Origin of the sequence: Arthrobacter ruber, from assembly GCF_002954225.1 — a bacterium.
GTDB lineage: Bacteria > Actinomycetota > Actinomycetes > Actinomycetales > Micrococcaceae > Arthrobacter_D > Arthrobacter_D ruber.
Window position 1 is genome coordinate 171,900 of the sequence record NZ_PPTH01000012.1, and the last position, 23,339, is coordinate 195,238.

Sequence of the window (23,339 nt, forward strand, 5' to 3'; positions counted from 1 at the left end):
GGCTGACCATTCCCTAGCGTGTGTTGGTTGTTGTGAGGATGGCTCTCTCGCCACGGTGGAATGATGGGCCTGTGGGGCTGACTCCGCTGCAAGCATTGAATGGAACCCCGCAATGGCAGTTGCCCACCAGTGCGGCTGCTGAGGACATAAAGGTGCGCGTCGTCGGCGCAACAACCATCCAGAGCATCGGCGTGCTGTTGCTGATGCATATCGGTGAATCCGGCGCCCCCGCCACCGACATGCGGCTCGGCCTGGCCTTCGGTGCCCTTCACATAGCCGTCGGCGCTGCGGTCCTCGACTTCCGGCCGTCCGTCCCAGCCGTGGGCGTGTTCCTTCTCCCGGAAGCCTCCTCGCCCTCATCGCCGCACTCGGAGGAGGGTACTGGGCCGGCGCCTGGGCCTTCGGGCTCACCGCCCGGGCCTTCCTATCCCGCGAACTCACCACAAGCTCACGACGAAGCTGGTCTCACCCGGTTCCACAAAGGGATCGGCTCACGAGCGGTGTTGGGCGTGCTACGTAGTGAGATGGAGCTCTACCTGCTTGATTGCTGAGGTGTTGGTACGCAGCGGTGCGATTGCTTTGCGTGCACAGAGGGCCGCCGCAATCCGCCGGCTTCAGCGGCCATGTGCGCTGTGGCACTCCGACCACACATGATCAGGCTCGGAAGCGGATCGTTCAACCGGACGGTTAGCGGTACTTCAATCGCGTACAGCGGCCACAGCTTCGATCTCCACGAGTTGATGCTTGTATCCAAGGACTCTCACACCCAACAGAGAGCTCAGGACGTCATGTGCACCGAACGCTCTGCGGACAACCTCCCAGGCAGTGACGAGATCATTTCGATCGGTCGATGCCACGAGCACGCGTGTACTGATGACGTCCTCGAGTGTGGCTCCAGCTGCCTTGAGAGCGGTCACTGCTGACGCCATCGAAACTCTGCTCTCCCTCGTGCCTGCGAAGCTTCAGCTTCTCACCTGTCACGACACGGAGGAGTACCGTTCACCGGACTGCCGAGCTTCCTGGCAGCAGGGGCTCCCACCTCAGCACGGCGTCGCGGAGTTCCGCTACAGACATTCCGCTGCTCAGACGCAGAACTGGTCGATCGAGTTGATCGAGCCATGCTTCATGACGTGCCCGGCTTCTGCCGTCGAACGCCGGATCGTCATATCCTTTCGCCCAATCCAGGAAGTCGGACCACGCCGCCTCATCAAAGGCTCCGCCGGCCCGGCGATGGACCTCGCGGGCTTCAAGGCGTCGCAATCTCTCACGCGGGTCCAGCGTCAAAAAGACCACGGCATCGCATTCTTCGATGATGCTTTCTCCCCAGCCCATTACTGACCCGGACAGGACCCACCCCTCCCGCGGAACGAAAACGTCGCGCATCAGAGCCCGCCGAGCGTCCTCCGGACGCTTCACCACGTATGGCGGGACGGTGGGCACCCAGAAGTAGTCGTCGGCGTCCGCGTGAGGAACCGACCAATAGTCAGCTAATGCCCTACCGAGAGTCGTCGTACCACTTCCGCTTGCCCCCATCACATGAACCTTCGCGCGCTGCATGACTCAAGTATCGGACGCCTGCTCTGCGAGAAGACCCATGCTGCGCGTCCTCTTCCTCCGCAGCGATGCTGTCTCGACTGCCGCTCGTCAATCGGGCAGGTGCCGGCCTGAGGAGAAGTTGTTGGTTCAGTGAGCGGCGGAGGTCGAATTGCCCTTCACTCGCGTCTCTTCACTTGTTTCACGATGACGAATGACCAGCGAGGCCGTGATGGGTATCGCCGAGAGCAACACGCAGGGAACCAGCAGGACAGCCGCTGCGATGCCGAACCTCAGGCCGAAGCGACCGCTTCATGACATCCATCGAACTGCACCGTGCCCGTCGAACTCCTGCCGGCAGCGGGAGCGGCTTGCAGGCAGCTGGGGTATCAGGCGCAGCCGAGTAGACCTTTACAGGCTAACTACTTAGAGACACAATCTAGTCATGGAAGTCTCCACCTCAACGCCCCGAGACGCAGCAAGCGTGGACTGGCCAAGCGACTGGCTCAGGGCCACCCTGGGGTTTCTCGCCCTCCGTGCCCTATCCCCTGGTCCCTCCTACGGCTACGCGATCATCAGCGAACTTGAGCGCTACGGCTTCGGCACGATCAAGGGCGGAACTCTGTATCCGCTTCTCACCCGATACGAAGCAGCGGGCCTGGTCACGACGGAATGGAGGGCCGGCGACGGCGGTCCGGGCCGCAAGTACTTCGCCCTGACCGACCAGGGCCGCGCTGAAGTGACACGCCTCAGCGCCGACTGGCTGCGTTTCACCGATGTCACTACCCGCTACCTCGACCAACCTACCAGGGAGGGCTCCCCATGATCCAGCAGACCAGCGATAAGAAATGGTTCGACCAACTCGTCATGGAACTCCGGCTCCGCCAAGTCCACGGAAACGCCATCGGTGACACCGTCGCAAGCGCGAAGGAACTCCTCAGCGATACCGGCCAGCAGGCCGAAGAAGCGTTCGGTCCCGCCCGCGACTACGCTGCTGCGCTCGAGCTTCCCGCCGCGCCGAAACACGACTGGGTGCGAAAAGCACTCTGGCCGTCACTGCTCGGGCTTTTGGCCTTCCTGCTCTTCAACCAGGCGGTCGTGTCCTCGACCCGGTCTGAACTACTCCTGATTTCACCAGCACAACTGGCTCTCCTCGCCACGCCCGTGGTGCTCGTAGCCTTCCTGCCGCTCTACCTCGACGCCATTGTCCGACGAATCTGGGTCTGCATAGCGATCACCGCTATCTGCGCCCTCGCCGGCGTCATGTCCGGCGTCGCCACCCCGACCGACCAGGCCGAAGCATGGCTAGCGCTCGATCCGTTGCCCTGGCTCATCGGCAGCGCCCTGGTCATGGTGGCACTCTCGGTCAGGAACACCATTCGGTCATCCTCCACGACGGACGACGATGACATCACCGACCCGAGCTCGGGGGCAGCGAGTAGCACCGGAACCGGCGCGAGAGTCATCGTTCAGGTCACGAACTGGATGTTTCCCATACTCGCCCTCGCCATGCTCGGCCTTGCACTAGCACTCCGTTGAGTCGGGGGGGCTTCCTACTCGACGCTGCAATCCAAACATGGCAGGAGCCAGCCCCCTCATCACCGCTCGACGGGCTCGTGCCTCCCTCCCCCGGATCGATCGGGCGCTTGCCAGTCCCGTTTAGAGTTGGAGGGTGGTTGCCATGGGGGATGTGCTTGAAGCTGATGGTCTGCTGGTCGGGTACGTCGGCACTCCTGTCTGTGGGGAGGTAAGCCTCGGTCTGGCCTCCGGTGAGGTTCTCGCGGTGGTCGGTTTCAATGGTGCCGGTAAGTCCACTGTTGTCCGGACCCTGGCGGGGCGTCAGGACCCGTTGGCAGGGGACGTGCGGGTTCATGGTCTACCGGTGATGCCCGACGCCGTGGAGTTCCGCCGACAGGTCGCGGCCGTGTTCGATGAGGATGTGTTCTTTCCGTCACTGACGGTACGGGAGCACCTGCTCCTGGTGGCACGGGGTCACTCGGTGAGTTCTCCTGAGGAAGCCGTCGATGCTGAGCTGAAGTTCTTCGGCATCGCGGACAGAGCTCACGCGGTCCCTGACGCACTGTCTTCCGGGCAACGCCGGCGCCTGCTTCTGGCCGCGGGTTTCATCCGTCCGTCGTCACTGTTGTTCCTCGATGAGCCCGAGCAGCGTCTGGATCCGGTGATGCGCGATGCGCTGTCCCGACGGATCCAGGGATGCGCTGATGCCGGGACCACAGTCGTCCTGGTCACCCATGATCCCCGGCTGCTGGTTCAGACGGCGACGGCGTGCCTGGTCATCGACGAGACCGTCAAACCCGTGAGTACAGAGCGGGGAGCGCAGATCATTGCAGGTGCCTGAACCCTGGAGGGCAACTGCAGGACTGGCGACGCCCGAGGCTGATTCGGTGCGCCTGGCCCGGAATGTTGTGAGCTTCACCAGGCGCGCGGCCCGGCAGTACAACAGGGCGCGTTCATCAACCCGCGATCTCTTCGTCGACCTGTACTCGAACGCGCTGGCAGGTGCCTGTGTGGTGATGATTGTGGCGTCCCTCGTCGTGGCACTCCGTGGCGAGATCGCGGCGAGAAACATCGGCGGGACGACCCTGGTGGCCGCACACTGGCAGGTCGTGCCCGCCGGTATCGTATGGATGCTTCTGACCTATCTGGCATTGGTCGGGGTCGTTGTACTGGCCCGCCGGCTAGGACCTGTCACCGTCGGCCAGGCCGAAGGAGCCTGGTGGCTACCGCTACCGGTCGACCGCCGGCCCATGGTCCTCCCGTCGTTTCTCCGACGCCTGGTCGCCGTCGGCGCCGTCGCATCGGTCGCCTACGTGCCGTTCAGTCTCCTGACCGCGCTCGACCGGTCACCTTGGGATCATGCGAACTCGGCAGTGATCTTCGGTGGCGCCTCTATCGTGGCTGTTATCGGAGCCGCGGCCTTGCAACTGACATCTGCGGCCGGTGCACTCCGCGCTACGATCCTTCTCGGGCTCATTCCCGTGGCTGTCCTGCCGTTCCTGGGCTTTTCGATGTGGCCGCTCATCCTGGTCCTCAGCCTGGCTGCGGTGCTCCTCGCCTACGTGGTCCCCCGCGTCGGCGACGTGCGCGGTGTGGAGTTGCAGCGTGGGGGTGCCGTCTCGGGCCACGCCGCGGCATCCATCTTCTTCATCGACATGAACGAACTGCGCCGCTCATTGGTGGCCGCACCCTCCACGCGCGTCAGCCGCCGCGGCTCACGCTATTACGGACGACCCACCCGCCGGCCTCTCACAGCCGTGATTCGCGCCGACGTCGTGGCGTTCCTGCGCCTGCAACCCCCGCCCACCGCCGCCCTGGTATGGCTGGGATTATGCGTCAGCATCACCCTCATCACCCCAGCCCTTCCCGTGTTCCTTCAACTGACCGTGACCCTCATCGCCGGCTGTCTCGTGACGGCAGGGACGGGAACTATCGCCCGACGGACAGCCGTCATCCCCGAGCTCGACGCGCTCCTACCCGTCAGCCCGGTCCTCGTGCGGTGCAGCCGGATGATCATGCCCGCATCAGCTATGGCAGCATGGATGGGCGCCCTGACCGGAACACTGGTAGTACTCGGTGCTGGCACTCCTTTTCTCGTGCTCCTAGGCGTCCTCGCCGGTCTCGGCATGGGAGCCGGGGCCGCTCGCGCGGCAACACGCCCCGCTACGGACTGGACCACACCACCGGTGGAAACACCCTTTGGCTCCGTACCGCGAGATCAGGTGTCCTCGCTTCTACGCGGGACAGACATGACCGTCCTCTCGATGGCCCCGCTCCTCCTCACGCTGTACCTGGATACCGTCCACCCCTGGCTGCTTCTCGCTCAGATCACCGCGAGCATCACCGCCATCACCGTCCAGGCCTCGACCCCATCCGCACGATGAGGGATCCGCTTCCGCGCCGACCCCGGGGAGTAGGGTGACGCTGACGGAACGGCTGCAATGTGTTCTCCGCACCAGGAAATCGATGACGGCTCAGTATCAGACCGGGTCTTCTTCTGGTGCCCGAACGCCGACGTCCGGTAAGGGATTTACAGACGTACTGCGTCGGGGCGACACTGCGTGACCTCTGAACCCTCGAACGCTTCTATCGCACAAGCCGAAGAAGGACTCCAGACGAAGGCCACCTGAGCGGATCGGCGCTGAGGCGTTCGGGTGCACCCTTGCAGTACCCGCCTAGGGCTCGAAGTGTTCGAGGAGGGCACTGATGATGCGATGGGCTCGCTCCCGCGTCATGCGCTCGGCCTCGGTCGCCCGCGCGATCGCAATCCCGTCGAGCAGTGCCATGAGCGTAGCCGCGTCGTCGCTCCCGAGAACCGGGTCGACCTGCCGCAGCAACTCCGTGAGCCCGCCTTCCAGGAGACGCCAGGATTCCTGATGTGCTCGGCCGATCAGCTCGCTGGTTGCCGCCTTGGATGCGAACGCCAACCAGACCACGGAAGCCGTCCTGGATTCGTCGTCGACTCCACCAAGGATGTGACACACAGCTGCGAGATTCGCGGTCGGCGTCGCGGTCGGTGTGGTCACGGACATCACTCGCTCCATGAATTGTCCGCTGACCCTGTCCATGGCCGCCATGAGCAGGTCATCCTTGGTCCGGTAGTGATGCTGAACCGCGCCGAGGGAGACGCCGGCAGCCTTCGCGACGTTGCGGATAGTCACGTCCTCGATCCCGTCCGACACGAGGATGTCCTGTACCGCCATCAGGATCCGCTCAGTGGCAGGACTAGTCATTCTCCGAGGCTACCGCCATCTGAACAATACAATCGTATTGTATGGTTGCGCCATGACGCGACTTCAATGGGGTGCCACGCTGTGGATCCTCGGCATGCTGACCCTTCCCGCGCAGGCCCTTGCAGCGATGCTCTGGCCTCAGGGTTACTCCTGGGGTTCGAACTTCATCAGCGACCTCGGTGTGACGGAATGCGGGACGTTCGACGCCGGTACGCGGGTGGAGCGCTACATCTGCTCACCGGGGCACGTCCTGGCCAACGGTTCGACGATCGTGAACGGCGCGTGCCTCGCACTCGGCGCTGTCCTGCTGTGGTCGGCCTGGCCGCGAGCGCGGACAGGCAAGGTTGCGATGGCCTTCCTCGCAAGCGGCGGCCTGCTGGTAATGCTGGTCGGGTTTCTGCCCTGGGACGTTCACCCGGAGGCTCATGACACGGCGGCCCTCGCTCAGGCGGCCATGCAATGGATCGGCATGATCCTCCTTGTCTTCGCGCTGCGCAGGAACACTGATGTTGGACGAGCAGCCCTGCTGACGGGCATGAGCGTTCTCGTTTCCATCATCGGATTCGCCCTGTTCGTCGACGCGATCAGCGGCGGCCCCGCACTGATGCTCGGCGTGGGATTCACGGAACGGATCGCCTTTGACACTCTCACCCTCTGGGGTGCGGCGGTTGGCTTCATCCTCCTCGCATCAACCAGGAGGAAGGCGTGATCCTAAGCCTCATCATCGCCTGCGAGGTCGGGTTCTGGATTGCCATCGTCGCCGGGCTGGTCGCCCGGTATGTCTTCCAGCTGAAGACCGTCAGCGCGCTGCTGCTCCTGTGCGCTCCACTGATCGACGTCGTGCTTCTGGTAACGGTCACGATGCATCTGGCCTCCGGGGCGACCGCGTCCTGGCACCACGGACTGGCGGCTATCTACATCGGATTCTCCCTGGCGTATGGGCACCGGATGATCAGCTGGGCGGACATCCGTTTCGCCCATCGATTCGCAGGCGGGCCGGCTCCGCAGAGACTGACCGGGTGGCAGTACACCCGGCGCTGCTGGAGTGACGTCGGGAGGACCCTGGGTGCAGCTCTCATCGCAGCGGGAATCATTGCGCTCATCACATGGTCCGTGGACGACTCCGACCGCACGGCCGCACTCTCCGGATGGATTCACCTACTCGGGATCGCCATCGCGATCGAGGTCATATGGGCGCTCAGCTACACCATCTGGCCGCGCAAAGCGGCCCTACGATCCGGTCGTACGACCACTTCAGGCTGACATGACCCGGCCATCGGGATACCTGAGGCCTTTTCATCGATGGTGATCCTAGGCGGGCGAACAGTAACCATACGCCCCGTGGCGAAGAACAATCGCTGCACGTGCCTGTTCTCGCAGTGCTGCCACGCTCGTCGGATGGAGCCGCGCGATGGTTCACCCTCATCGGCACGCAGCTGTGAGCGAGAACCGAACGACGTGACGAAAGGGAGGACCACTAGCCGGTAGTAAGGTAGCGGAGCTTCACGAGCTCCGACCCCGGCAGAATGGTTGCGTCGACCAACCGTAGGCCGGCACGGGAGCCCGCATAAAGCTTGTTTCCCGTTCCGAGTAGAGCGGCGCCGACTAGAACGATCAGCTCGTCGACCAGCCCTAGCTCGAGCAGTGGATTCCACGTCGTTGCACTGCCGAACATCAGCACGTCGCCATCGCCTTTTTCCTTGAGTCGGGTGAGCTCTGCCGGCGCCGCGGTTCTGGGGACGATCCGGGTAGTCCGCGCCCATGGAGCGTCCGGATCCGGCACCATGGAGTCGCTGATGAGAATCGAGGGCAGCGTGGTGACGAAGCGCGCAATGCCGTGTTCGCGCTCGTCCGCAGACGAATCTGCCGCAACCTTCGACCAGAAATCCCAGTTCTCCAAGTACCACGTACGCCCGTACACGAGGGTGCCCGCAGTACTCAGCAGCTCGAGATTATGTGTGTTGAACGCGTCCTCGAAGGGCATCACTGTCAGATCACCGCCAGGGCCTTGGAAGTAGCCGTCGAGCGATGTGAGGACCGACACCACGAGTCTGCTCATGCCGTGAGCATACAACCCCTCCACGCGCGCCCTGCAGGTCGGCATCTGCTCCTCCCCCGTCAGCATCAGGTTGCTGATCACGATCGGCGAATCCGGCATCTTTCTCGGAGAGCTCGATCTCCTGGCCGTTGTCACCCAGCCAATAGTAGGAACGCGGCCCAGTATCAGGCTCTGAACGCTTGACCATCGTGTACGTCACACCACCGTGCACCTTCACCGTCGTGGGAAGACCAGAGTCTTCATGGCCTTGGGAAGAGGCTTTCGTGAGGCTGCCCGCGATTCTTCTCTCTTTTGCCGATGGTCTCGACTGCTGCAGCCATACCGAGCATGGCGGCTGAGCCGAAGGTCGCGCCGAAGGCGAGAAGTACTGCCCCTACCGCCCAGAGGCCGCTTGCATCCATTGCAGAAGCCGTGCTGATCCAGGCGAGCGTGAAAGAGGCCGAAAGTACCACCACGGCAACAAAGAAGTGCAGAAGGCGATAGGCAAGTCCCACTACCACGATGCCGCACAGCAGGGCAGCCACGCCCTGCCATATCTCGTACGGGCCGGTCATCCTGCCGGTGTCCGGATCGGACTGGTACTCGGTATCCCAGCCGAACCACCCGAACCAGAGCCCTGCGGACAGGAGCGCAATCAGGACGACGGCGGCCCCTTGTTCAAGGGGAGACCAGTCACGGCTGCGTGTCAGGCGCATCCTTCACTCCAGATCGTTGCCGGTTCACGTCTTCCGCCCAACCGGCGGATGATCACGTGCTATCACAAGCCGACTGCCGCTGCATGGAACAGCGCAGGGTGGAGCTGCCGCCGACAACGAGAACGACGACCAGGCAGACGTAGGAAAGCAGGCCCATGCCCCGGAAGAGGAGGTTCACCAAGGCACCGGCGAACGCCGGCGCGACGATGATTCGTTCGGTTCTGGTCACTGAAGTGTCGTGGCGTCAGCTGGTCAACGGCATGCGCTGCGACACCCAGATCGGGCCGATCTCGGTCATGAACTCGTCGTCGCAGGCCTGCATGATCTGATCGGAAGGCGGTCCATCGCCACTGTAGGAGGACTGGAAGCCGAGCTGGTTGCCGTTCTGTTCAACAAGTGGTCCGACGCCGAAGCCTTTGTCCTGGAGGCAGCCGCGTGTCGCATCAACTGCGTCGCGATACTCGGCCTCGGTCACGACCAGGTCTTCCAGGACCGCCTGCTGGTATCCGCTTGCGCTGTCCCTCATCTGCTGCTTCTCATCCTCGGAGAAGGACGGAGCACTGGCGCAGCCGGCCAGCAGAAGAGCTGAACATCCGATGACACCAGCCACAGCTGCGGTGTGCCTGGTGATCATGCTCGGGTAGTCGATCATCGGGACCCGGACTGCGGATCGGGGCCAGGAGTCCGCGAAGCGCCGGCGTAATAGGACCGCATGCCGTGCTTCACACCCAGCCGGATGATCAGGTACAGCACAAGACCCATAGCAGCTATTACGACAAGCCATACCAGCAGGACGATGAAAACTTCCGGTCCACCAAGAGCCATTGCAACCCCCATGTTCGCTGTCAGTCGCTCGGTGATCAGAGCCTAGTCCCGCTCTGATCACGGAGCACTCCGGACATGCCAGGGCAGCGCCAGCTGTAGCGGGCGCTCACCGAACCGGGTGATCACCCTCGTCGTCGTTCCATTTGCCGGTTGGCACCTGCGCGGCGAACAGCTGATCGTTCGACGACGCGTCTTGGCCAGCGAAGTCCATCTAGTTCACGCTGAACCCGTCTTGAAGGGTCGACTCGTGCTCCACTGCGGCGGCACAGGTCCAAAAGCGGGAGTAGTTGGCTTCAGCTATGCGGTAGGCCTTGACGCGATCGACCTCGCGGCCACAGGCCGAATCAGTAGTTCCCAGCACGGTGATCGCAGCGAAGAGCTTCGGCACCCAGGTTGTGAAGGGTCTGGCAGGCGGAGATCCCCATCGATAGGATCAACCGAGCTCTACACCTTGTGCCTTCGATACCTGTTCCGGACGGCATCGGATCGTCTGCTCTGCTGTGGCTGATGCGCTCGGTGACGATGTCTCTGCATCGCCTCGTAGGGTCGATGCACAAAGGCCTGCCAGCGCCTGTCCCATGGGGGTTCTCGTGACCGTTGCTTCGCTTCTCGTCGGCTGTGCGGTGGGGTTCTACACCGATGTCAGCAGACGAGATGATCAGGTAACGAGGCGCCGCCTGATCTGGCTCATCGCCGCCATAGCCTGGTGTGCGATCATCCTCACCGCAACCGATGGGCAGGGTGAGCTCGAGAATTCTCTTCTGGCCTACGCCAGCGGGACATTCGTCGGTCTACTCAGCCGGGAATACCACCGCGCTGGACCCCGATGAGCAGTGCGTCCGCTCGTGCTACGGTCCTTGGGTTCTTGCCGCGTCGGGCCCGCGCCGTGCGCTACACCGCTGCATGTCAGGGTTACGCCATGTCCTGCTTCGTGGCTGGCACACTGGCCGCATGGCCTTCGAACGATTCCCGATCCGGAGACTGACCGAGCATCCCTCCAACGCCCTTGATCGACGGATCTGGCCGGCGACCTTGGCACCCGTCGCTACGATCCTCGATAGCGGACTGGATCTCGGCCCGGCTACCGTCCTGGTGGGTGAGAACGGGTCCGGTAAGTCCACCATCATCGAGGCGATCGCGTTGGCCTACGGGCTGTCCCCCGAGGGAGGCTCGACCGGAGCGCAACACAGGACGCGTACAACAGAATCGGTACTCGCTGATCACCTCCAGCTGGTCCGAAACGCCGGCACCACCCGACGTGGGTACTTCCTGCGCGCCGAGACAATGCACGGCTTCTACACCTACCTCGAGTCGAACCCCAGCACGAGCGGGCCGGACGTTTCCTTCCACGAGATGTCTCACGGTGAATCGTTCCTCGAGCTCGTGGTCGATCGGTTTCGTGGATCGGGTCTTTGGATCCTCGACGAGCCGGAATCAGCGCTGTCCTTCTCGGGTTGCCTGGCGTTGCTCGGCGTACTGAAAGAACTCGTCGCGTCGGGGAAGTCTCAAGTGATCCTCTCGACGCACTCACCGCTCCTGGCTGCCATGCCGAATGCGCAGATCTTCGAAGTCGGCAGCTGGGGCCTACGTGATCGACAGTGGGAAGATCTCGACCTCGTCACAAGCTGGCAGGCCTTCCTCACCTCGCCCGAGCGCTACCTCAAGCACCTCTAGCTGAACGCTGCCCCGGGTACGCATACGCTGCACGGCAGTGCGCTGCCGCTGCAATCCTGCTTCCCGGCCTACGAAGGCTGTTGCCAACCGTCCGAGAACGCCCGTGACATCGTTGTCGCTGCAAGCACCGGTACCGGCACCGGCCGTGGCAGCGGAGGCGTCACGGGTGTCGTCCAAGGCGATCCCGGCGTCGGTCATCGTGCGGATCCACAGCAACCGGATCATCTCGTCAGAACCGCAGCGGCGGCGATCATCGCTGCCTCGCTCGGGCTCGGGAAGCAAGCCGATCTCGTGGTGGCGACGGATCGCGCGCGGTGTAATGCCGACGAGCGAAGCCGCATCACCGATGCTGACCGACGCGGCGGAATGAAGGACGACGACATGAGCGGGCCTTCCTCCGGAGGGCGGGTGCAAGTCCACCGGACCACGTAACGCTACGGAAGGTGCACCTCCGAGTACTGCGCCCGGCATCCGTGCCAGCAGACGGCTATCAGAACTGGAGCCTCACGAAGCACGTCCACGCGAGTGGGAGGGCCTCCGTCGACACTGGCGACGCTCGCAGTATCAGGAGTATCGGACCAGAACCTTCCTGTGATCGACCGGTCATTCTTGGGCCCGTCCCGCTGAAGGATCCTCTGCCGGGGCTCTTCAGTCTTCGGGGCGGGCTTCTTCCAAATGGTGGTCAGGCCCTCCAGCCGAGGACTGCACCGCCGGTCACCATCGCACTGAACAACGTGGCGAGCGACACCGCGGGCACAAGAAGGACCCAGTAGGAGCGATGCAGCATCAACCTGACGCCGATGTAGGTCATGACCGCCCACCACCCAAGAAACAAAGCTACAGCCCAGGGCGGGGCGGCAAGGCCGCTGATCAGGGAGAGATATCCGACCCCAAGCTGCGCCACAGCAGCGCAGGCGGCCACCACTACGAAAAGCACAAGACTTCCGCCATGCCTGACAGCCGGCGAGGGATGGTGCATACCTCAAGTCTATTGGGCCTCAGAGCTGAAGGTGCTGCAGCCAGGACACCACTTCACAGGGAAGGGCCAGTTCGCTTTGTCAGTGCCCGCAGCTCCACCCTGCAACGGACGGGCTCGAGGGTAGCGGCGCCGTCGTCGTGTGCCTGCCACGAGTCGGCCGAAGGGGCCGGGTTAGAGTCGTGGGAGCCCTTGATGAAAGCAGGATCCGATCTTCCGCCGTATTCCACGTAGCAGTGTTCCCCTTGCTGTGGCGATAGTCCTTGTCATGACCGGTTGCACATCGGGTCAGTCACCCATGCCGACCGTCAGTGAATCGGCGGCGGACGCCGATCCCTCGGTGGTGCTTGCGGCCCCCGCGGCCGGCACGCGCGAGGTTCTGGCGGGCACCGGCGGGCAGACCTCCCTCGAGATGAGCCGCGCGCTGTTCGACACCAGTCCTGCCGTCGTGGTGTTCGTCCGTCAGGCGGAGACTGTTCCTGATGTCGCGGACGCCGCTCTCATAACGGCTGTCAGTGCTGCGGTAGGTCTGCGCGTTCCCCTGCTGGTCGTAGGGCCGGGAGGGTCAGATGCCTCAGAGGCTATGGCTGAACTCGACCGCCTCAAGGCTGAGACGGTCGTCGGGTATGGTGATGCGACGGCGGACTGGACTGCCCTGGCCGGGCAGCGAGCCCTCGTCATCGGTCCTACCGGGGAGACCGATTTCGCCGCCGTCCTGAACCTGTCGGTCACCCCGGTTTCTGTTCCGGAGACGGACGTCGCTGCCGCAGTGAGTGAGCTTGATGCGAGCGAGCCACGCCTGATCACCCTGCAACCCCGTCACGGAGCAGCTCCCGCACCGCAGCAGGGCGGACCGGCTGCAACCGCCCGCCCCACGCCCACGGCCCCCGCCCACTCGGCACTGGTGGAATCCGCCACGACAGAGAAGGTCCCACGCTTCACACCTGCGGGCCGAGCAACGGACGCCCTGATTCTGGTGACTCATTCCTCTGCTGTAGCACCGCTGGCCACGGCACGGGCTGCAGGCGCTGATGTCCAGATGGTCGCCGACGCGGACCCACGATCGACCAGCAGGGCGATAGATGCCATCCGGTCCAACGCCGGCCATGCGGTATTCGCGATCGGTGATTCGTTCGGCTCCCGGGATACCTTCGCCCAGCGGGTTCGTGTTGCGGCAACAGCACCCCAATTAGCGGGCGGTGGCCAGACAGTATTTCCCGGCCGTCGGATGGTGGCCCTGTACGGGCACCCCAGCGGCCCTGCCCTCGGAGCGCTGGGTGAGCAGGGCATCGACGAGACGATCGCCCGCGTCAAGGATCTCGCCGCCCAGTACCAGCCGTTCAGCGACGAGCCCGTTGTTCCCGCCCTTGACCTGATTGCCACGGTCGCCAGCGCGGAGCCCGGCCTCGACGGCGACTATTCGAGCGCGACGTCCATCGAGGTCCTTCGGCCCTGGGTCGACGCCGCCGAGGAACAGGGCGTGTACGTCGTGCTGGACCTGCAGTCGGGGCGGTCCGATTTCCTGTCCCAGGCCAAGATGTACGAAGAGCTTCTTGCCCGACCGTCCGTCGGGCTCGCACTGGATCCGGAATGGCGGTTGCTCCCCGGCCAGCAGCCTCTTCAGCAGATCGGCACCGTCAGCACCACGGAGGTCAATGCAACCACCACATGGCTTGCCGACCTGACGCGGGACCGGCACCTACCCCAGAAGCTCCTCATGATTCACCAGTTCCGCATCGATATGATCAGTGACCGCGCGGCCCTCGACCTCTCACGCACCGAAGTAGCTGTGACGCTGCACGCTGACGGGCATGGGACTCCGGAGCAGAAACTCGACACCTGGTCGGCGCTGCAAACCGTGTCCCCGGCAGGGGCTTGGCCCTCATGGAAGAACTTCTACGATGAGGACCAGCCGATGCTGACACCCGAACAGACGTACTCAGTCATCGACCCCAAGCCGTGGCTCATCACCTACCAGTAACGATCTTCGCGGGCCATCCAGAGCCCGGCCAGGGCTGACTACTCCAGCCCGTGATGCTAGGCCTCCTTGAGGGCCGCCATAGGATCTGCCGATGTCACCATTCCTTGGTGCTGGTGGCTCCGGAGTGAGGGTCGTCGCCTGAATCGTTTGTCGAACGAGGAGTGGAGCCAGTGGCGGGATGAGGGTCGGGTGGCGCGTCCTTTAGCGCGTCCTGCCGTGAGGCAACAGGGGTCCGTTCTTCCAGTAGGGAGGAGTGGGCGTGGGCCTCGTCGTACTCCTTCACGTGATCTCCCGCGGGGCGCTGAGCATCCGCGCCGTCCACGTTGTCCGGGCTATCCGCTGTATCGCGAGGATCGGGGGTGTTGCTGGGTCCGTGGCCTTGCTCGTCCATGAGGGTGTGGGCTTCGGCTCGAATGATCTGGTGATCGGTGATGTCCTCGTCTCGCTCAGCGTTCCACGCTTTGATGCCTGCCCAGGCGACGGCGGTGAGGGGGACGGAGAGAACAGCGCCGATGATGCCGGCGAGGACGGTACCTGCGGTGAGCGCGACCAGGATGACCAGAGGGTGGACGTTGAGGGTGTGGCCCATGACGACGGGCTGCAGGAAGTTCCCCTCGAGCTGATTGACGAGGACGACGACACCTAGGACGATCAGGGCGGTCACGGGTCCGTTGGTGACCAGGGCGACGACGGTGGCGAGGGCTCCGGCCAGTGTCGCGCCGACCAGCGGGATGAACGCTCCGATGAATACGATCGCAGCCAGCGGCAGGGCTAGCGGTACTCCGAGGATGACCAGGGCGAGGCCGATGAAGAATGCGTCGACAGCTGCGACGATCGCTGTTCCGCGGACGTACCCGCCGAGCACCGCTACGCTCTGGTCTCCGACTTTCCGCGCCTTGACCAGGCGGGTTCCCTTGAAGGCCCGAAGGACGAACGCCCAGATCTTCTCGCCGTCCTTGAGGAAGAAGAACAGGATGACCACCAGCAGCAGCAACCCGGTGATGAAATTCGTGGCCGCACTGAGCCCGGCCAGCGCGGTGGTGCCGGCGGTGCTGCTGGTGACGAAATCTGCGGCAGCTTCCCGGAGGGCGTTCAGTTGCCCGTCATTCACGGGGATGGGCCCGTCCTGCACGAAATCGATGAGCTGGTTCACGCCCTGTCCGGCGCTGCTGACGAGGGTGTCGGTCTGTCCGATGACGGCGAACACGACCCCTGTCAGGAAGCCACCGATGAGCGAGAGCAGAAGGGCGAAGGACACCCCTGTCGCCAGGGAACTCGACCAACCCTTACGCCGCAGCCAGGACACGAAGGGTCCTATCGCCGACGCCAGGATCAGCGCCAGCAGCAGCGGGATGACGACCAGGCGGACCTGGACCAGGGCGTAGACCACCACGGTGAACAGGGCCAGCAGGACGAGCACCTGGATCGCCTTGTGAGCTGCGCGCCCCAGCGGACCTCCCCAGGGGTCCGCCATGGTGGGTGGACGGACGATCGCTTGTCGTGGAGCTGGTTGCGAAGTGGTAGAGCTCATGAGCAGTGGCCTTTCGGTCCGGTCCGGGTCGGTGCTGAGCTGCGTGAATGACGCTGCTCATTCAAGGCCAAAACGATACTGTCGGGGGCGAGAGTCAGAAGTGGCAATCGTCGTCAAGATGTGTCGCCGGCAGGAGTGCGTGCACCAACGACTCGCCGTTTCCGACAGCTTTGGCTCGAGCTTGACGGAGACCTCTAGTAGGCAGGCGACAGGATGAAGGTAGTGTTCACGAATCCCGCTACCCTGATCTGTCGGAAAGCTAGCCGCTGGGGTCGGAAAGATCGAGGAGAAAGTATCTCGAGGACATCGACGTCAGCGCTTCAGCCGCGTATGTGCAACAGGAAGGCTTGCGGGTCGCGGTCGCCGGGTGCTTCTGGTGCTGGTGACAGGACGCGGGTCTCCTGGTCGTCAGGGGAGAACGAGGGCGAGGGCGAGGACTGTGGCACCGAGGCCGAGCAGGAAGGTCCCTGCCGCGAGCAGCAGGAGTGGCCATGCACCGAACGGGGTGTGAGGCCGCGATACATGATGGTGGTAGAACGCGCGGTAGCGCCATTCGGAGGTGGCCCAGATCAGTGCCGCGCACAGGACGCCGACGAAACCTGTAACCGACCAGGAGGGGTTGCCGAGTAGTTCTGGCAGCAACCTGAAGGCGACAAGAGATCCTAGAGCAACGGACAGCGCAGTGCGCCTCCAGGCCAACGCTGTTCGTTCGGGCTGCAGGCCGACGTCGAACAGCTCCCGGTCACCGCTCACGCAAGCACGATGCCGAGGATGACACAGATACCGGCGGCGCAGACGAGGACGGCGATGACCAGCCCCGAGATCGAGCTCGGGAGGGAACGCTGATGCCGCAGCGACCGCTCCGTACTGAGCCAGCCGAACCACGCCTGAACGGGCGCCAGGACCCCTGCCCCGATGAGCAGGAAGGACGCCGTCAGGCGGAACCCGGGATGCAGGCTCAGCCCGAAGACTTCAAGAGCCACACCTCCGGCGATCAACGCCAACGCGGTGCGGATCCAGGCGAGGAATGTGCGCTCGTTGGCCAATGTGAATCGCGGATCCGGATCCTCACCGGCGCGGAACAGGTTCTTCGGGAACCGTTGATCGGTCATGCGTGTACCTCCAGACAGGCGATCATGACGCCCTTACCCTCGCAGCCATGGCAAGCACAGAAGCCGCACATAACCCTCGACCAACTCTCAGGTGGCCCTCACGCGGACTTCTTCAAGGAGGACCAGCGGTGACGTTATCAGTGACCGAGGTCACCGGCGTTGCAGCGACAGGATCGTCTTTCACGTCGTGTCGCTCATTCGCCTCTCGTGTTCGCTCGTTAGCGTAGTGGTACGAGGTGCTGATGGTGCCTGCGCCGTGGTGGCCGTCTGGGGAGGTCGCCAACCGAGTTCATTGCCGAGGTTTCACCATGCACAATCCACCGAGCCCCTTCTCCTGCCCGGCATCGTCGTCGCTTCCGGTACCGACGCCGCGAGTGCTGATCGTGTCCACGGGACGTGATCGAGGGGCCCTCGCCGCGGCCCGAGCTTTCAAGAGGGCTGGCTGGTACGTGGGCGTAGGAACTCCTGATGGCGGCGGTGTCCTTGGTTCCTCGAGCTCGTGCGATGTGACCTACCGTGTTCCACGGCCTCGCAATGACGGAATGCCTTTCGTCGAGGGGGTCCGTCGCGCTGCGGGCTCGGGCGGCTTCGACCTTGTGTTCGGTGGTGGAGATGACTGGATGGCGGCCCTGGCCGCGTACCGCACGCAGATCCCCGTTCCCGTAGCCCATCCAGACTATGACGTCGTCGAAACAGTCCTGGACAAGGTCAGGCTTGCACAGTTCGCCGAGAAGGCCGGACTGGCGTCTCCGCACACGGAGCTGGCGACCGATCAAGCGTTGGCTGCATGGTCGGGGCCGCTGGTGATCAAGTGCAAGGAGCACTGGGCGCCGAATCAGACCCATCCCTTGCGCATCGAAGCCAAGCTCTTCGCCAACGTTGCTACCGCCCGCCCGCAGGTCCTCCGAATCCGGGCAGCCGGAGCAGAGCCGATCCTGCAGCGACCCGTCAATGGCAGCCTCGGGGCACTGATCGGGGTCTTCCACGACGGTCGGTTGCATGGGCGGACACAGCAGGTTTCGACCCGCCTATGGCCGACCCCGAACGGGGCATCGGCCCGCGCCTACACGGTGCCCGTGAACGAGGACCTGGTTACGAAGGTCGAATCGATGCTCCTGGAACTGGGGTGGCACGGCCTGGTGGAACTGCAGTTCCTCACCGGCGATGACGGTGTGCCCCACCTGATCGATTTCAACGGGCGTTTCTTCGGGTCTCTCGCCCTCGCCGAATCGGCACGTCCCGGACTCGTTGCAGCCTGGGCCGAGTCCGTTCTGGGATCGAAGAGCCCCGATCTGGGAGACGCGCGTATCGGCGCCCGGTACTCCTGGGTCGCCGGGGATCTGCGACGCGCACGGATAGAACGACGCGGCGGTCTCCTCCGGGACCTCGTCGACACCCTGCAATGGTCTGCCCGCGCCCGCCACAGTATCTGGGACCCGCAGGACATCCGCCCCTCGGTGGTGCTGACGCTGGGGCGCTTCCGCCGGTCCTAGCTCCTGGCTTCTGTGGTCCGATCTCATCGGAACCTGACACAGTCAGCGTGCCCCCTGTTGCGGGGCGATCGCCCTTCCCGATCTGGTTGTGCGGAGGTTCGGAGAAGCGCGGATGGGTCGCTCTCAGGCTCGACGTCGCCGGGCGGCCTTGAGCATGTCCAACGGTACGCGGCGTTCCGGGGCCCGCATCAGCACCAGACCAGCGACGTAGGCAGCGAGGACGACGAGTCCGGTCAGTCCGCCCTGCAGCAGTGCTGGTGTTCCTTCGCTGAGACGCAGGGCGGTGAGGCCGGCGACGACGGCGACGATACTGATCGCCGTGCTTCGTCCTATCAGCCTCATTCCCTCCCCCACAGCCAGTGCCTGATGCCGGCGCGCCAACAGCCATCCGTTGGCGATCGCTGCGAAACCCAATGAGGCGCTGGTCGCCAGCGCGATGCCGGCCACTCCCATCACGGGCGCGAGGGAGATATCGCCGGCGACGTTGATGACCATCGCGATCAGGGACACGACCACCGGCGCTTTGGAATCCCCCAGCGCATAGGAGGTGCTGACCATGACTTGCCTCACGCCCATCGCCACCAGGGCAGGCGCGTACCAGAGGACCGCTACGGCGGTCGCCCGGGCGTCCTCGACGGTGAACTCTCCACGACCGTACGCGACGAAGGAGAGTGGGAACGCCGCCACCATCAGGACAAGCGTCAACGGCACCAGGATCGTGACCGTGACCGACAGGCCCCGGTTCACCAGCCGCCTGATCTCCGGGAGGTTGCCGGCCGCTGCCCCGAGCGCCGGGTACAGCGGAACAAGGAGGGATGCGATCAGCAAGGTCTCCGGCAGGTTCACCAGGCGCCACCCGTAGGACAGGGCAGTGATCGCGCCGTCGCCCAGTGTGGAGCCGACAGCCCGGTCGACGAGCGAGTTCACATTGCTGATCGCACTGCCGACGAGCAGCGGTGGCATGAGCCGAGCGATCTCACCGAAGCCTCGATCCCGCACGTCCCAGCGCGGTCGCACCCGCAGACCCAGCGACCGGAGGGGGGGAAGCTGCAGGAGCAACCTGGCCGCGGATCCGATGACGAAACCGACGGCGAGGGCCTCGATGCCGAAGCGGGGGCCGAACAGGCCTGCAGCACCGATCATGATGATGTTGAACGGGACACCCTGCAGGGAGGACCAGACAACTTTTCCATGAGCCTGCGCGACGGCGGCAAGGAGATCCGTGCCCGCGATCAGGACGGTGGCGAGCAGCACGATACGGGTCAACAGGACGGCGAGATCGGCCTGCTCGCCCTCGAACCCGGGCGCGAGGAGGGCTGTCACCGGACCCGCGCACATCCCCACCACGATGGCACCCAGACCGAGAACCACCATGGTGACGGTGATGGCAGTGTCGAAACTTCGATGACTCGCGCAGGTTGATCCTTCAGCCGCGACTTCGCGCGCGATCACGGGAGTGACCGAGCGTGCCATCGCATACGCCACCAGACCCAGAACCACGTTCATCAGGCCCTGCGCCACCAGATAGGCATCCAGTGATGGGCCGGCTCCGTATACGGCTGCTATCACCACGTCCCGGACGAAACCGAAGATTGTGGAGACCGCCGTCAGCGCCGTCACGACGACGGCAGCACGGGAGACACTCACCTGTTTGCCTCCCGACCCGATGCCTTACCCAAACCTTCCCATTCAAGCACGAGCCCGAAAGGGCCGCTAATCAACTCGCCAGCAAGGGCTGGGCGAAGAAGTACCGGGCAAGTGCGCCCGACCTGTTGACGAGGTGACGAAGGAGTGGCCTCGGTGGAGGACTTGGTATTCTCCTCCCTCCCGCGAATCTGATCCATCGTCGGATTCCATCCTGAACGACACCAACCACCCCGGCGTGAGGCTTGGTGGCTGGTCCTACCGTTTCTGACCGACTATCACCTGTTGTTACCGTTGAGTACACTCAAGCTTTGCTTTCCAGGACCTACGCCTGGCACGGTCTGACCGGACCGAGCAGTCACGGGCACTGCTCGATGGGGTTCCAGCATCAGGACAGACGCAAACTACTATCGAAGTGAATCTGCGAGGTTTTCAGTGTCCAGAACTCCGCCGTCCCCCCACCTATCGGGCCCGCAAGAGGCACGGCATGCCAATGTGTCGGGCGAAGGCGGAGGATGGGAACAGATCCGCCTGATCAAGACCTTCCTGATCCTGCTCATACCGTGTGCGGTCCTGAGCTTCATCAGCGGCGCCCTTTACCTTGCCCTTGGAAGAACCAGCCCGGAAACCTTCGATGATGTTCACTTCTGGTTCTATTTCTTCGACGTAGGCCGAGAGATCAACATCCCCACCTGGTACAGCTCGATCATGTGGGTGGTTGCCGGTCTCCTCGGCGGCTATTTTGCGCGCAAAGCAACTCGCTTCCGACTCTCGTGGGCCCTGTTCGCATTCATCTGCGTGTTGTTCTCCCTCGACGAGATGCTCGAGATGCACGAAAGACTCGATGTCATCGGGGCCGAGTTGAGCAAGCACATACCTCTCGACCTCCACTTCGTATGGGTGCTCCCCGGCTTGGTCATCGCAGCACTCTTCGTAGCCCTTCTCCTACGCATGGTGCTGTCCCTACCCGCTGGAGTGCGCAACGGACTGCTCCTCGCTGGCGTCACCTTCGTCGGTGGAGGTATTGGAGTAGAGACACTTTCCGGACTGGCACTGGCCGACAGCGGATTCGAGTCAGCCTTTTTCGTTCTCACTCTGCTCGAGGAGACTCTGGAGATGAGCGCCATCGCCCTGTGCATAGCCTCGCTGATGCACTTCATCGAGTATCGGCCGAGCGAAGGTGGCACGACTTACCGCCTGACCAGCCGCTCCAAGCCGAGCTAGTAGCGGGGAGACACACTCACCAACCCCCACAGAGGTCGAAGCGAGCTTCCGCTCCGAACCGGCCGATGTGCTCGGTCAGGTGATGCTGCTGGCTGAGAACCACAACATCGATGTGGAGTCGGCCCTCCAGGACAGGTGGTCGGTATGGCTGCCGGACGACACCTGCAACAGTGACCAGCGGTTCGCATGCCGGCCTGATGCGCGGGCAGGATGTCGTTGTCCACGCGGTCCCCGACATACATGATCTCGCCAGGGTCGAGCTGTGCCGCCTGAATAATCTGGGCGAAGAGGGCTGCCGAGGGTTTCGCCGCGCCCCAGGCGGCTGAGGAATCGACGAAGCCCGCATCGAAGCCGAGCCCGCGGAGCTGGGTTTCGACGCCGCTTGGCTGGTTTCCGGCTATTCCAACGACGAGGCCGGCGTGTCTGGCCGCCCGCAGGCAATCCAGCGCGTCCGGGTACAGGTCAATGTGCTCGATCCGGGCAGGATCTGCTGGGCGCTCAACCCCGAGCATCTCCCACACCCGACGGTGGTCCTCGTCCCGCGCGATGAGGGCACCTAGCAGCCCCATCAACGCGAACGGTGTAACTCCCGCGCGTTCGGCCTGTATCGTCCAGGCGCGGGACTCATCGACCAGTGTCTCCCCGACGTCGAAGACCACCCCGCGGACTCCGGCTGGAATGCTCATCGTTCCAACCTTCCCATCCCGTTATCCCGCGTCGTACGGAATTGCAGGTAGTAGCTGTCCTTGCCTAGGAACACACCGGGCCCACCCTCCCCTGTCTCCTGCATCCCCACGGAGCGAAGGATCTTCACGGATGCGATGTTCGCGGCGAGGGCTTCAGCCCAGACGCATTCCAGGGTCAGTTCCTTGAACCCGTACGTAAGCGCGGCTTCTGCGGCTCGTCGGCCAAGCCCGGATCCCCAGTGGCGTGAAGGGCCGATCACGAACCCGAGCTCCCTCTCGCCCGGGTTAGAGCCATGAAGATCCACGTACCCAACTAGCTCTCGGTCGGCGTCTTCGGCTGCCAACCGGACCAACCCATCAGGCGGCTCCTCAATGTGCCTCACCCAGAAATCATCCAGGGCTGCCGACGAGGTCACGGTCCATCCGGCGTGCCAGCAGAAAAGCTCATCCTGACCCCAGCCGGCTAGGGTCTTCGCATCCTGGTGCTGCAGGGGTCTCAGACGCAACGCCGTCGGGTGCATGCCCCCCCAACCTACCGGCCCGCCCATCAATGCTGGTGGTGCCAAGCTGGCAGACTCGGAGGATGAATCTGCCCGAACTCACCGACCTGTGGCCTGCCATCGACCCGGCCTTCGGGAACGTCACGCTGCGGGCGTTCCGCCCGGAGGACGCCCCCATGGCCATGGAACTCTCCCGGGATCCCTACGTCCCCGCGATGGGGACTCTTCCCCTCAACGCGGCAGATGACCAGGCACAGCAATGGATCCATCGTCAGCAGACACGGCACACAGCCGGCACGGGATTCTCCTTCGCGATCGTCGACCACACGGAAGGGCGCTGCGCAGGATTCACCGGCCTGTGGGTGCGCGAGCTGCCGGCCGGCCGCGCGACGATCGGCTATGGAATCGCCCCGTCCTGCCGGGGCCGACATCTTGCAGCCGATGCGTTGCGCGCTGTCACCTCCTTCGCCTGGACGATCCCCGGACTGCATCGGACAGAGCTCTACATAGAGCCCTGGAACACTGCCTCCATCAGGACAGCGGAGCGGGCCGGGTACCTCCGCGAGGGACTGCTCCGCTCCTACCAGGAGATCGCCGGCCGGCGACGTGACATGCTGTTGTACTCCGCCGTACGCAATTGAAACCGCCAGGTCAG

The 23,339-nt window shown here is 63.9% G+C and carries 26 protein-coding genes and 1 pseudogene; 12 read left to right on the top strand and 15 right to left on the bottom strand.

All coding sequences use genetic code 11. The features are described 5' to 3' along the window. The first annotated feature begins 71 nt into the window (after positions 1–71). Positions 72–551: a hypothetical protein gene (locus CI785_RS03650; protein WP_105030741.1), complete on the top strand. Its 480-nt coding sequence runs from the start codon at positions 72–74 to the stop codon at positions 549–551. Between the two features lie 147 nt (positions 552–698). Here the strand turns inward: CI785_RS03650 and CI785_RS03655 are convergent. Beyond that, positions 699–911 (bottom strand): annotated as a pseudogene (locus CI785_RS03655) (RidA family protein); the annotation flags it as partial. A gap of 88 nt (positions 912–999) precedes the next feature. Further along, positions 1,000–1,557, bottom strand: coding sequence for a P-loop NTPase family protein (locus tag CI785_RS03660; RefSeq protein ID WP_105030743.1), 558 nt, complete (start codon positions 1,555–1,557; stop codon positions 1,000–1,002). Positions 1,558–1,978: 421 nt separating this feature from the next. Between CI785_RS03660 and CI785_RS03665 the strand changes: the two genes are divergently transcribed. The 4 genes from CI785_RS03665 to CI785_RS03680 all read left to right on the top strand — a co-directional run bounded on the left by CI785_RS03665 (position 1,979) and on the right by CI785_RS03680 (position 5,435). Beyond that, on the top strand, positions 1,979–2,359 hold the full coding sequence (locus tag CI785_RS03665) for a PadR family transcriptional regulator (protein WP_105030744.1): 381 nt from the start codon (positions 1,979–1,981) through the stop codon (positions 2,357–2,359). After that, complete coding sequence (locus CI785_RS03670) at positions 2,356–3,072, top strand: hypothetical protein (protein WP_105030745.1); 717 nt, start codon at positions 2,356–2,358, stop codon at positions 3,070–3,072. The genes CI785_RS03665 and CI785_RS03670 overlap by 4 nt, the downstream gene beginning before the upstream one ends. 142 nt (positions 3,073–3,214) lie before the next feature. Further along, entirely contained in the window at positions 3,215–3,892 is a 678-nt protein-coding gene (locus tag CI785_RS03675) for an ABC transporter ATP-binding protein (protein ID WP_105030746.1), read from the top strand. A 67-nt stretch (positions 3,893–3,959) separates the two neighbouring features. After that, positions 3,960–5,435: a DUF6297 family protein gene (locus tag CI785_RS03680; RefSeq protein WP_105030747.1), complete on the top strand. Its 1,476-nt coding sequence runs from the start codon at positions 3,960–3,962 to the stop codon at positions 5,433–5,435. Between the two features lie 291 nt (positions 5,436–5,726). Here the strand turns inward: CI785_RS03680 and CI785_RS03685 are convergent, their stop codons facing one another. Further along, complete coding sequence (locus CI785_RS03685) at positions 5,727–6,254, bottom strand: TetR/AcrR family transcriptional regulator (protein ID WP_170068209.1); 528 nt, start codon at positions 6,252–6,254, stop codon at positions 5,727–5,729. Positions 6,255–6,378: 124 nt separating this feature from the next. Here CI785_RS03685 and CI785_RS03690 point away from each other — a divergent pair, with 124 nt between their 5' ends. After that, positions 6,379–6,993, top strand: a complete 615-nt coding sequence (locus CI785_RS03690) for a DUF998 domain-containing protein (RefSeq protein ID WP_157940146.1) — start codon at positions 6,379–6,381, stop codon at positions 6,991–6,993. Continuing rightward, the gene (locus tag CI785_RS03695) at positions 6,990–7,547 is read left to right on the top strand and encodes a hypothetical protein (protein WP_105030750.1); all 558 of its coding nucleotides are present in this window, start codon (positions 6,990–6,992) and stop codon (positions 7,545–7,547) included. Before CI785_RS03690 ends, CI785_RS03695 begins: the two co-directional genes overlap by 4 nt. Positions 7,548–7,761: 214 nt before the next feature. Here the strand turns inward: CI785_RS03695 and CI785_RS03700 are convergent, their stop codons facing one another. The 4 genes from CI785_RS03700 to CI785_RS03710 form a co-directional block, all read right to left on the bottom strand. Beyond that, positions 7,762–8,424 (bottom strand): dihydrofolate reductase family protein, encoded by a 663-nt coding sequence (locus CI785_RS03700; protein ID WP_157940147.1) that lies wholly within the window; start codon positions 8,422–8,424, stop codon positions 7,762–7,764. Between the two features lie 158 nt (positions 8,425–8,582). Further along, positions 8,583–9,038, bottom strand: coding sequence for a hypothetical protein (locus tag CI785_RS03705; protein ID WP_105030752.1), 456 nt, complete (start codon positions 9,036–9,038; stop codon positions 8,583–8,585). A 52-nt stretch (positions 9,039–9,090) separates the two neighbouring features. Beyond that, positions 9,091–9,267, bottom strand: coding sequence for a hypothetical protein (locus CI785_RS16970; protein ID WP_157940148.1), 177 nt, complete (start codon positions 9,265–9,267; stop codon positions 9,091–9,093). A gap of 15 nt (positions 9,268–9,282) precedes the next feature. After that, positions 9,283–9,672, bottom strand: coding sequence for a hypothetical protein (locus CI785_RS03710; protein WP_157940149.1), 390 nt, complete (start codon positions 9,670–9,672; stop codon positions 9,283–9,285). Between the two features lie 1,142 nt (positions 9,673–10,814). Between CI785_RS03710 and CI785_RS03715 the strand changes: the two genes are divergently transcribed. After that, a complete protein-coding gene (locus CI785_RS03715; protein ID WP_105030754.1) occupies positions 10,815–11,537 on the top strand; it encodes an AAA family ATPase in 723 nt (240 codons plus the stop codon). Here CI785_RS03715 and CI785_RS03720 read toward each other — a convergent pair. Both CI785_RS03720 and CI785_RS03725 read right to left on the bottom strand, forming a co-directional pair. Beyond that, positions 11,448–12,008, bottom strand: a complete 561-nt coding sequence (locus CI785_RS03720) for a MerR family transcriptional regulator (protein ID WP_205753554.1) — start codon at positions 12,006–12,008, stop codon at positions 11,448–11,450. The two genes, CI785_RS03715 and CI785_RS03720, sit on opposite strands and share 90 nt — an antisense overlap. A 211-nt stretch (positions 12,009–12,219) precedes the next feature. Further along, a complete protein-coding gene (locus tag CI785_RS03725) occupies positions 12,220–12,516 on the bottom strand; it encodes a hypothetical protein (RefSeq protein ID WP_105030755.1) in 297 nt (98 codons plus the stop codon). A 265-nt stretch (positions 12,517–12,781) separates the two neighbouring features. Between CI785_RS03725 and CI785_RS03730 the strand changes: the two genes are divergently transcribed. Further along, positions 12,782–14,494, top strand: a complete 1,713-nt coding sequence (locus CI785_RS03730) for a hypothetical protein (protein ID WP_157940150.1) — start codon at positions 12,782–12,784, stop codon at positions 14,492–14,494. 94 nt (positions 14,495–14,588) lie between these two features. Here CI785_RS03730 and CI785_RS03735 read toward each other — a convergent pair whose 3' ends face one another. The 3 genes from CI785_RS03735 to CI785_RS03745 all read right to left on the bottom strand — a co-directional run bounded on the left by CI785_RS03735 (position 14,589) and on the right by CI785_RS03745 (position 17,137). Next, on the bottom strand, positions 14,589–16,025 hold the full coding sequence (locus CI785_RS03735) for an AI-2E family transporter (RefSeq protein WP_105030757.1): 1,437 nt from the start codon (positions 16,023–16,025) through the stop codon (positions 14,589–14,591). Between the two features lie 408 nt (positions 16,026–16,433). Then, positions 16,434–16,778 carry a DUF202 domain-containing protein gene (locus tag CI785_RS03740; protein WP_105030758.1) on the bottom strand — a complete coding sequence of 115 codons (345 nt, stop codon included), beginning with the start codon at positions 16,776–16,778 and terminating at the stop codon, positions 16,434–16,436. Beyond that, positions 16,775–17,137 carry a YidH family protein gene (locus CI785_RS03745; RefSeq protein WP_105030759.1) on the bottom strand — a complete coding sequence of 121 codons (363 nt, stop codon included), beginning with the start codon at positions 17,135–17,137 and terminating at the stop codon, positions 16,775–16,777. Before CI785_RS03745 ends, CI785_RS03740 begins: the two co-directional genes overlap by 4 nt. 542 nt (positions 17,138–17,679) lie before the next feature. Between CI785_RS03745 and CI785_RS03750 the strand changes: the two genes are divergently transcribed. After that, entirely contained in the window at positions 17,680–18,630 is a 951-nt protein-coding gene (locus CI785_RS03750; protein WP_240614983.1) for an ATP-grasp domain-containing protein, read from the top strand. 123 nt (positions 18,631–18,753) lie between these two features. Here the strand turns inward: CI785_RS03750 and murJ are convergent, their stop codons facing one another. Then, positions 18,754–20,277: a murein biosynthesis integral membrane protein MurJ gene (gene murJ / locus CI785_RS03755; protein ID WP_240614984.1), complete on the bottom strand. Its 1,524-nt coding sequence runs from the start codon at positions 20,275–20,277 to the stop codon at positions 18,754–18,756. 492 nt (positions 20,278–20,769) lie between these two features. Between murJ and CI785_RS03760 the strand changes: the two genes are divergently transcribed. Continuing rightward, a complete protein-coding gene (locus CI785_RS03760; RefSeq protein WP_105030762.1) occupies positions 20,770–21,498 on the top strand; it encodes a hypothetical protein in 729 nt (242 codons plus the stop codon). On the opposite strand, the gene CI785_RS17740 is transcribed toward CI785_RS03760, so the two are convergent. Both CI785_RS17740 and CI785_RS03770 read right to left on the bottom strand, forming a co-directional pair. After that, the gene (locus tag CI785_RS17740) at positions 21,495–22,184 is read right to left on the bottom strand and encodes an HAD family hydrolase (protein WP_105030763.1); all 690 of its coding nucleotides are present in this window, start codon (positions 22,182–22,184) and stop codon (positions 21,495–21,497) included. The two genes, CI785_RS03760 and CI785_RS17740, sit on opposite strands and share 4 nt — an antisense overlap. Further along, complete coding sequence (locus tag CI785_RS03770; protein WP_157940151.1) at positions 22,181–22,705, bottom strand: GNAT family N-acetyltransferase; 525 nt, start codon at positions 22,703–22,705, stop codon at positions 22,181–22,183. Before CI785_RS03770 ends, CI785_RS17740 begins: the two co-directional genes overlap by 4 nt. A gap of 62 nt (positions 22,706–22,767) precedes the next feature. Here CI785_RS03770 and CI785_RS03775 point away from each other — a divergent pair, with 62 nt between their 5' ends. Further along, on the top strand, positions 22,768–23,325 hold the full coding sequence (locus CI785_RS03775) for a GNAT family N-acetyltransferase (protein WP_105030765.1): 558 nt from the start codon (positions 22,768–22,770) through the stop codon (positions 23,323–23,325). Positions 23,326–23,339 lie beyond the last annotated feature (14 nt).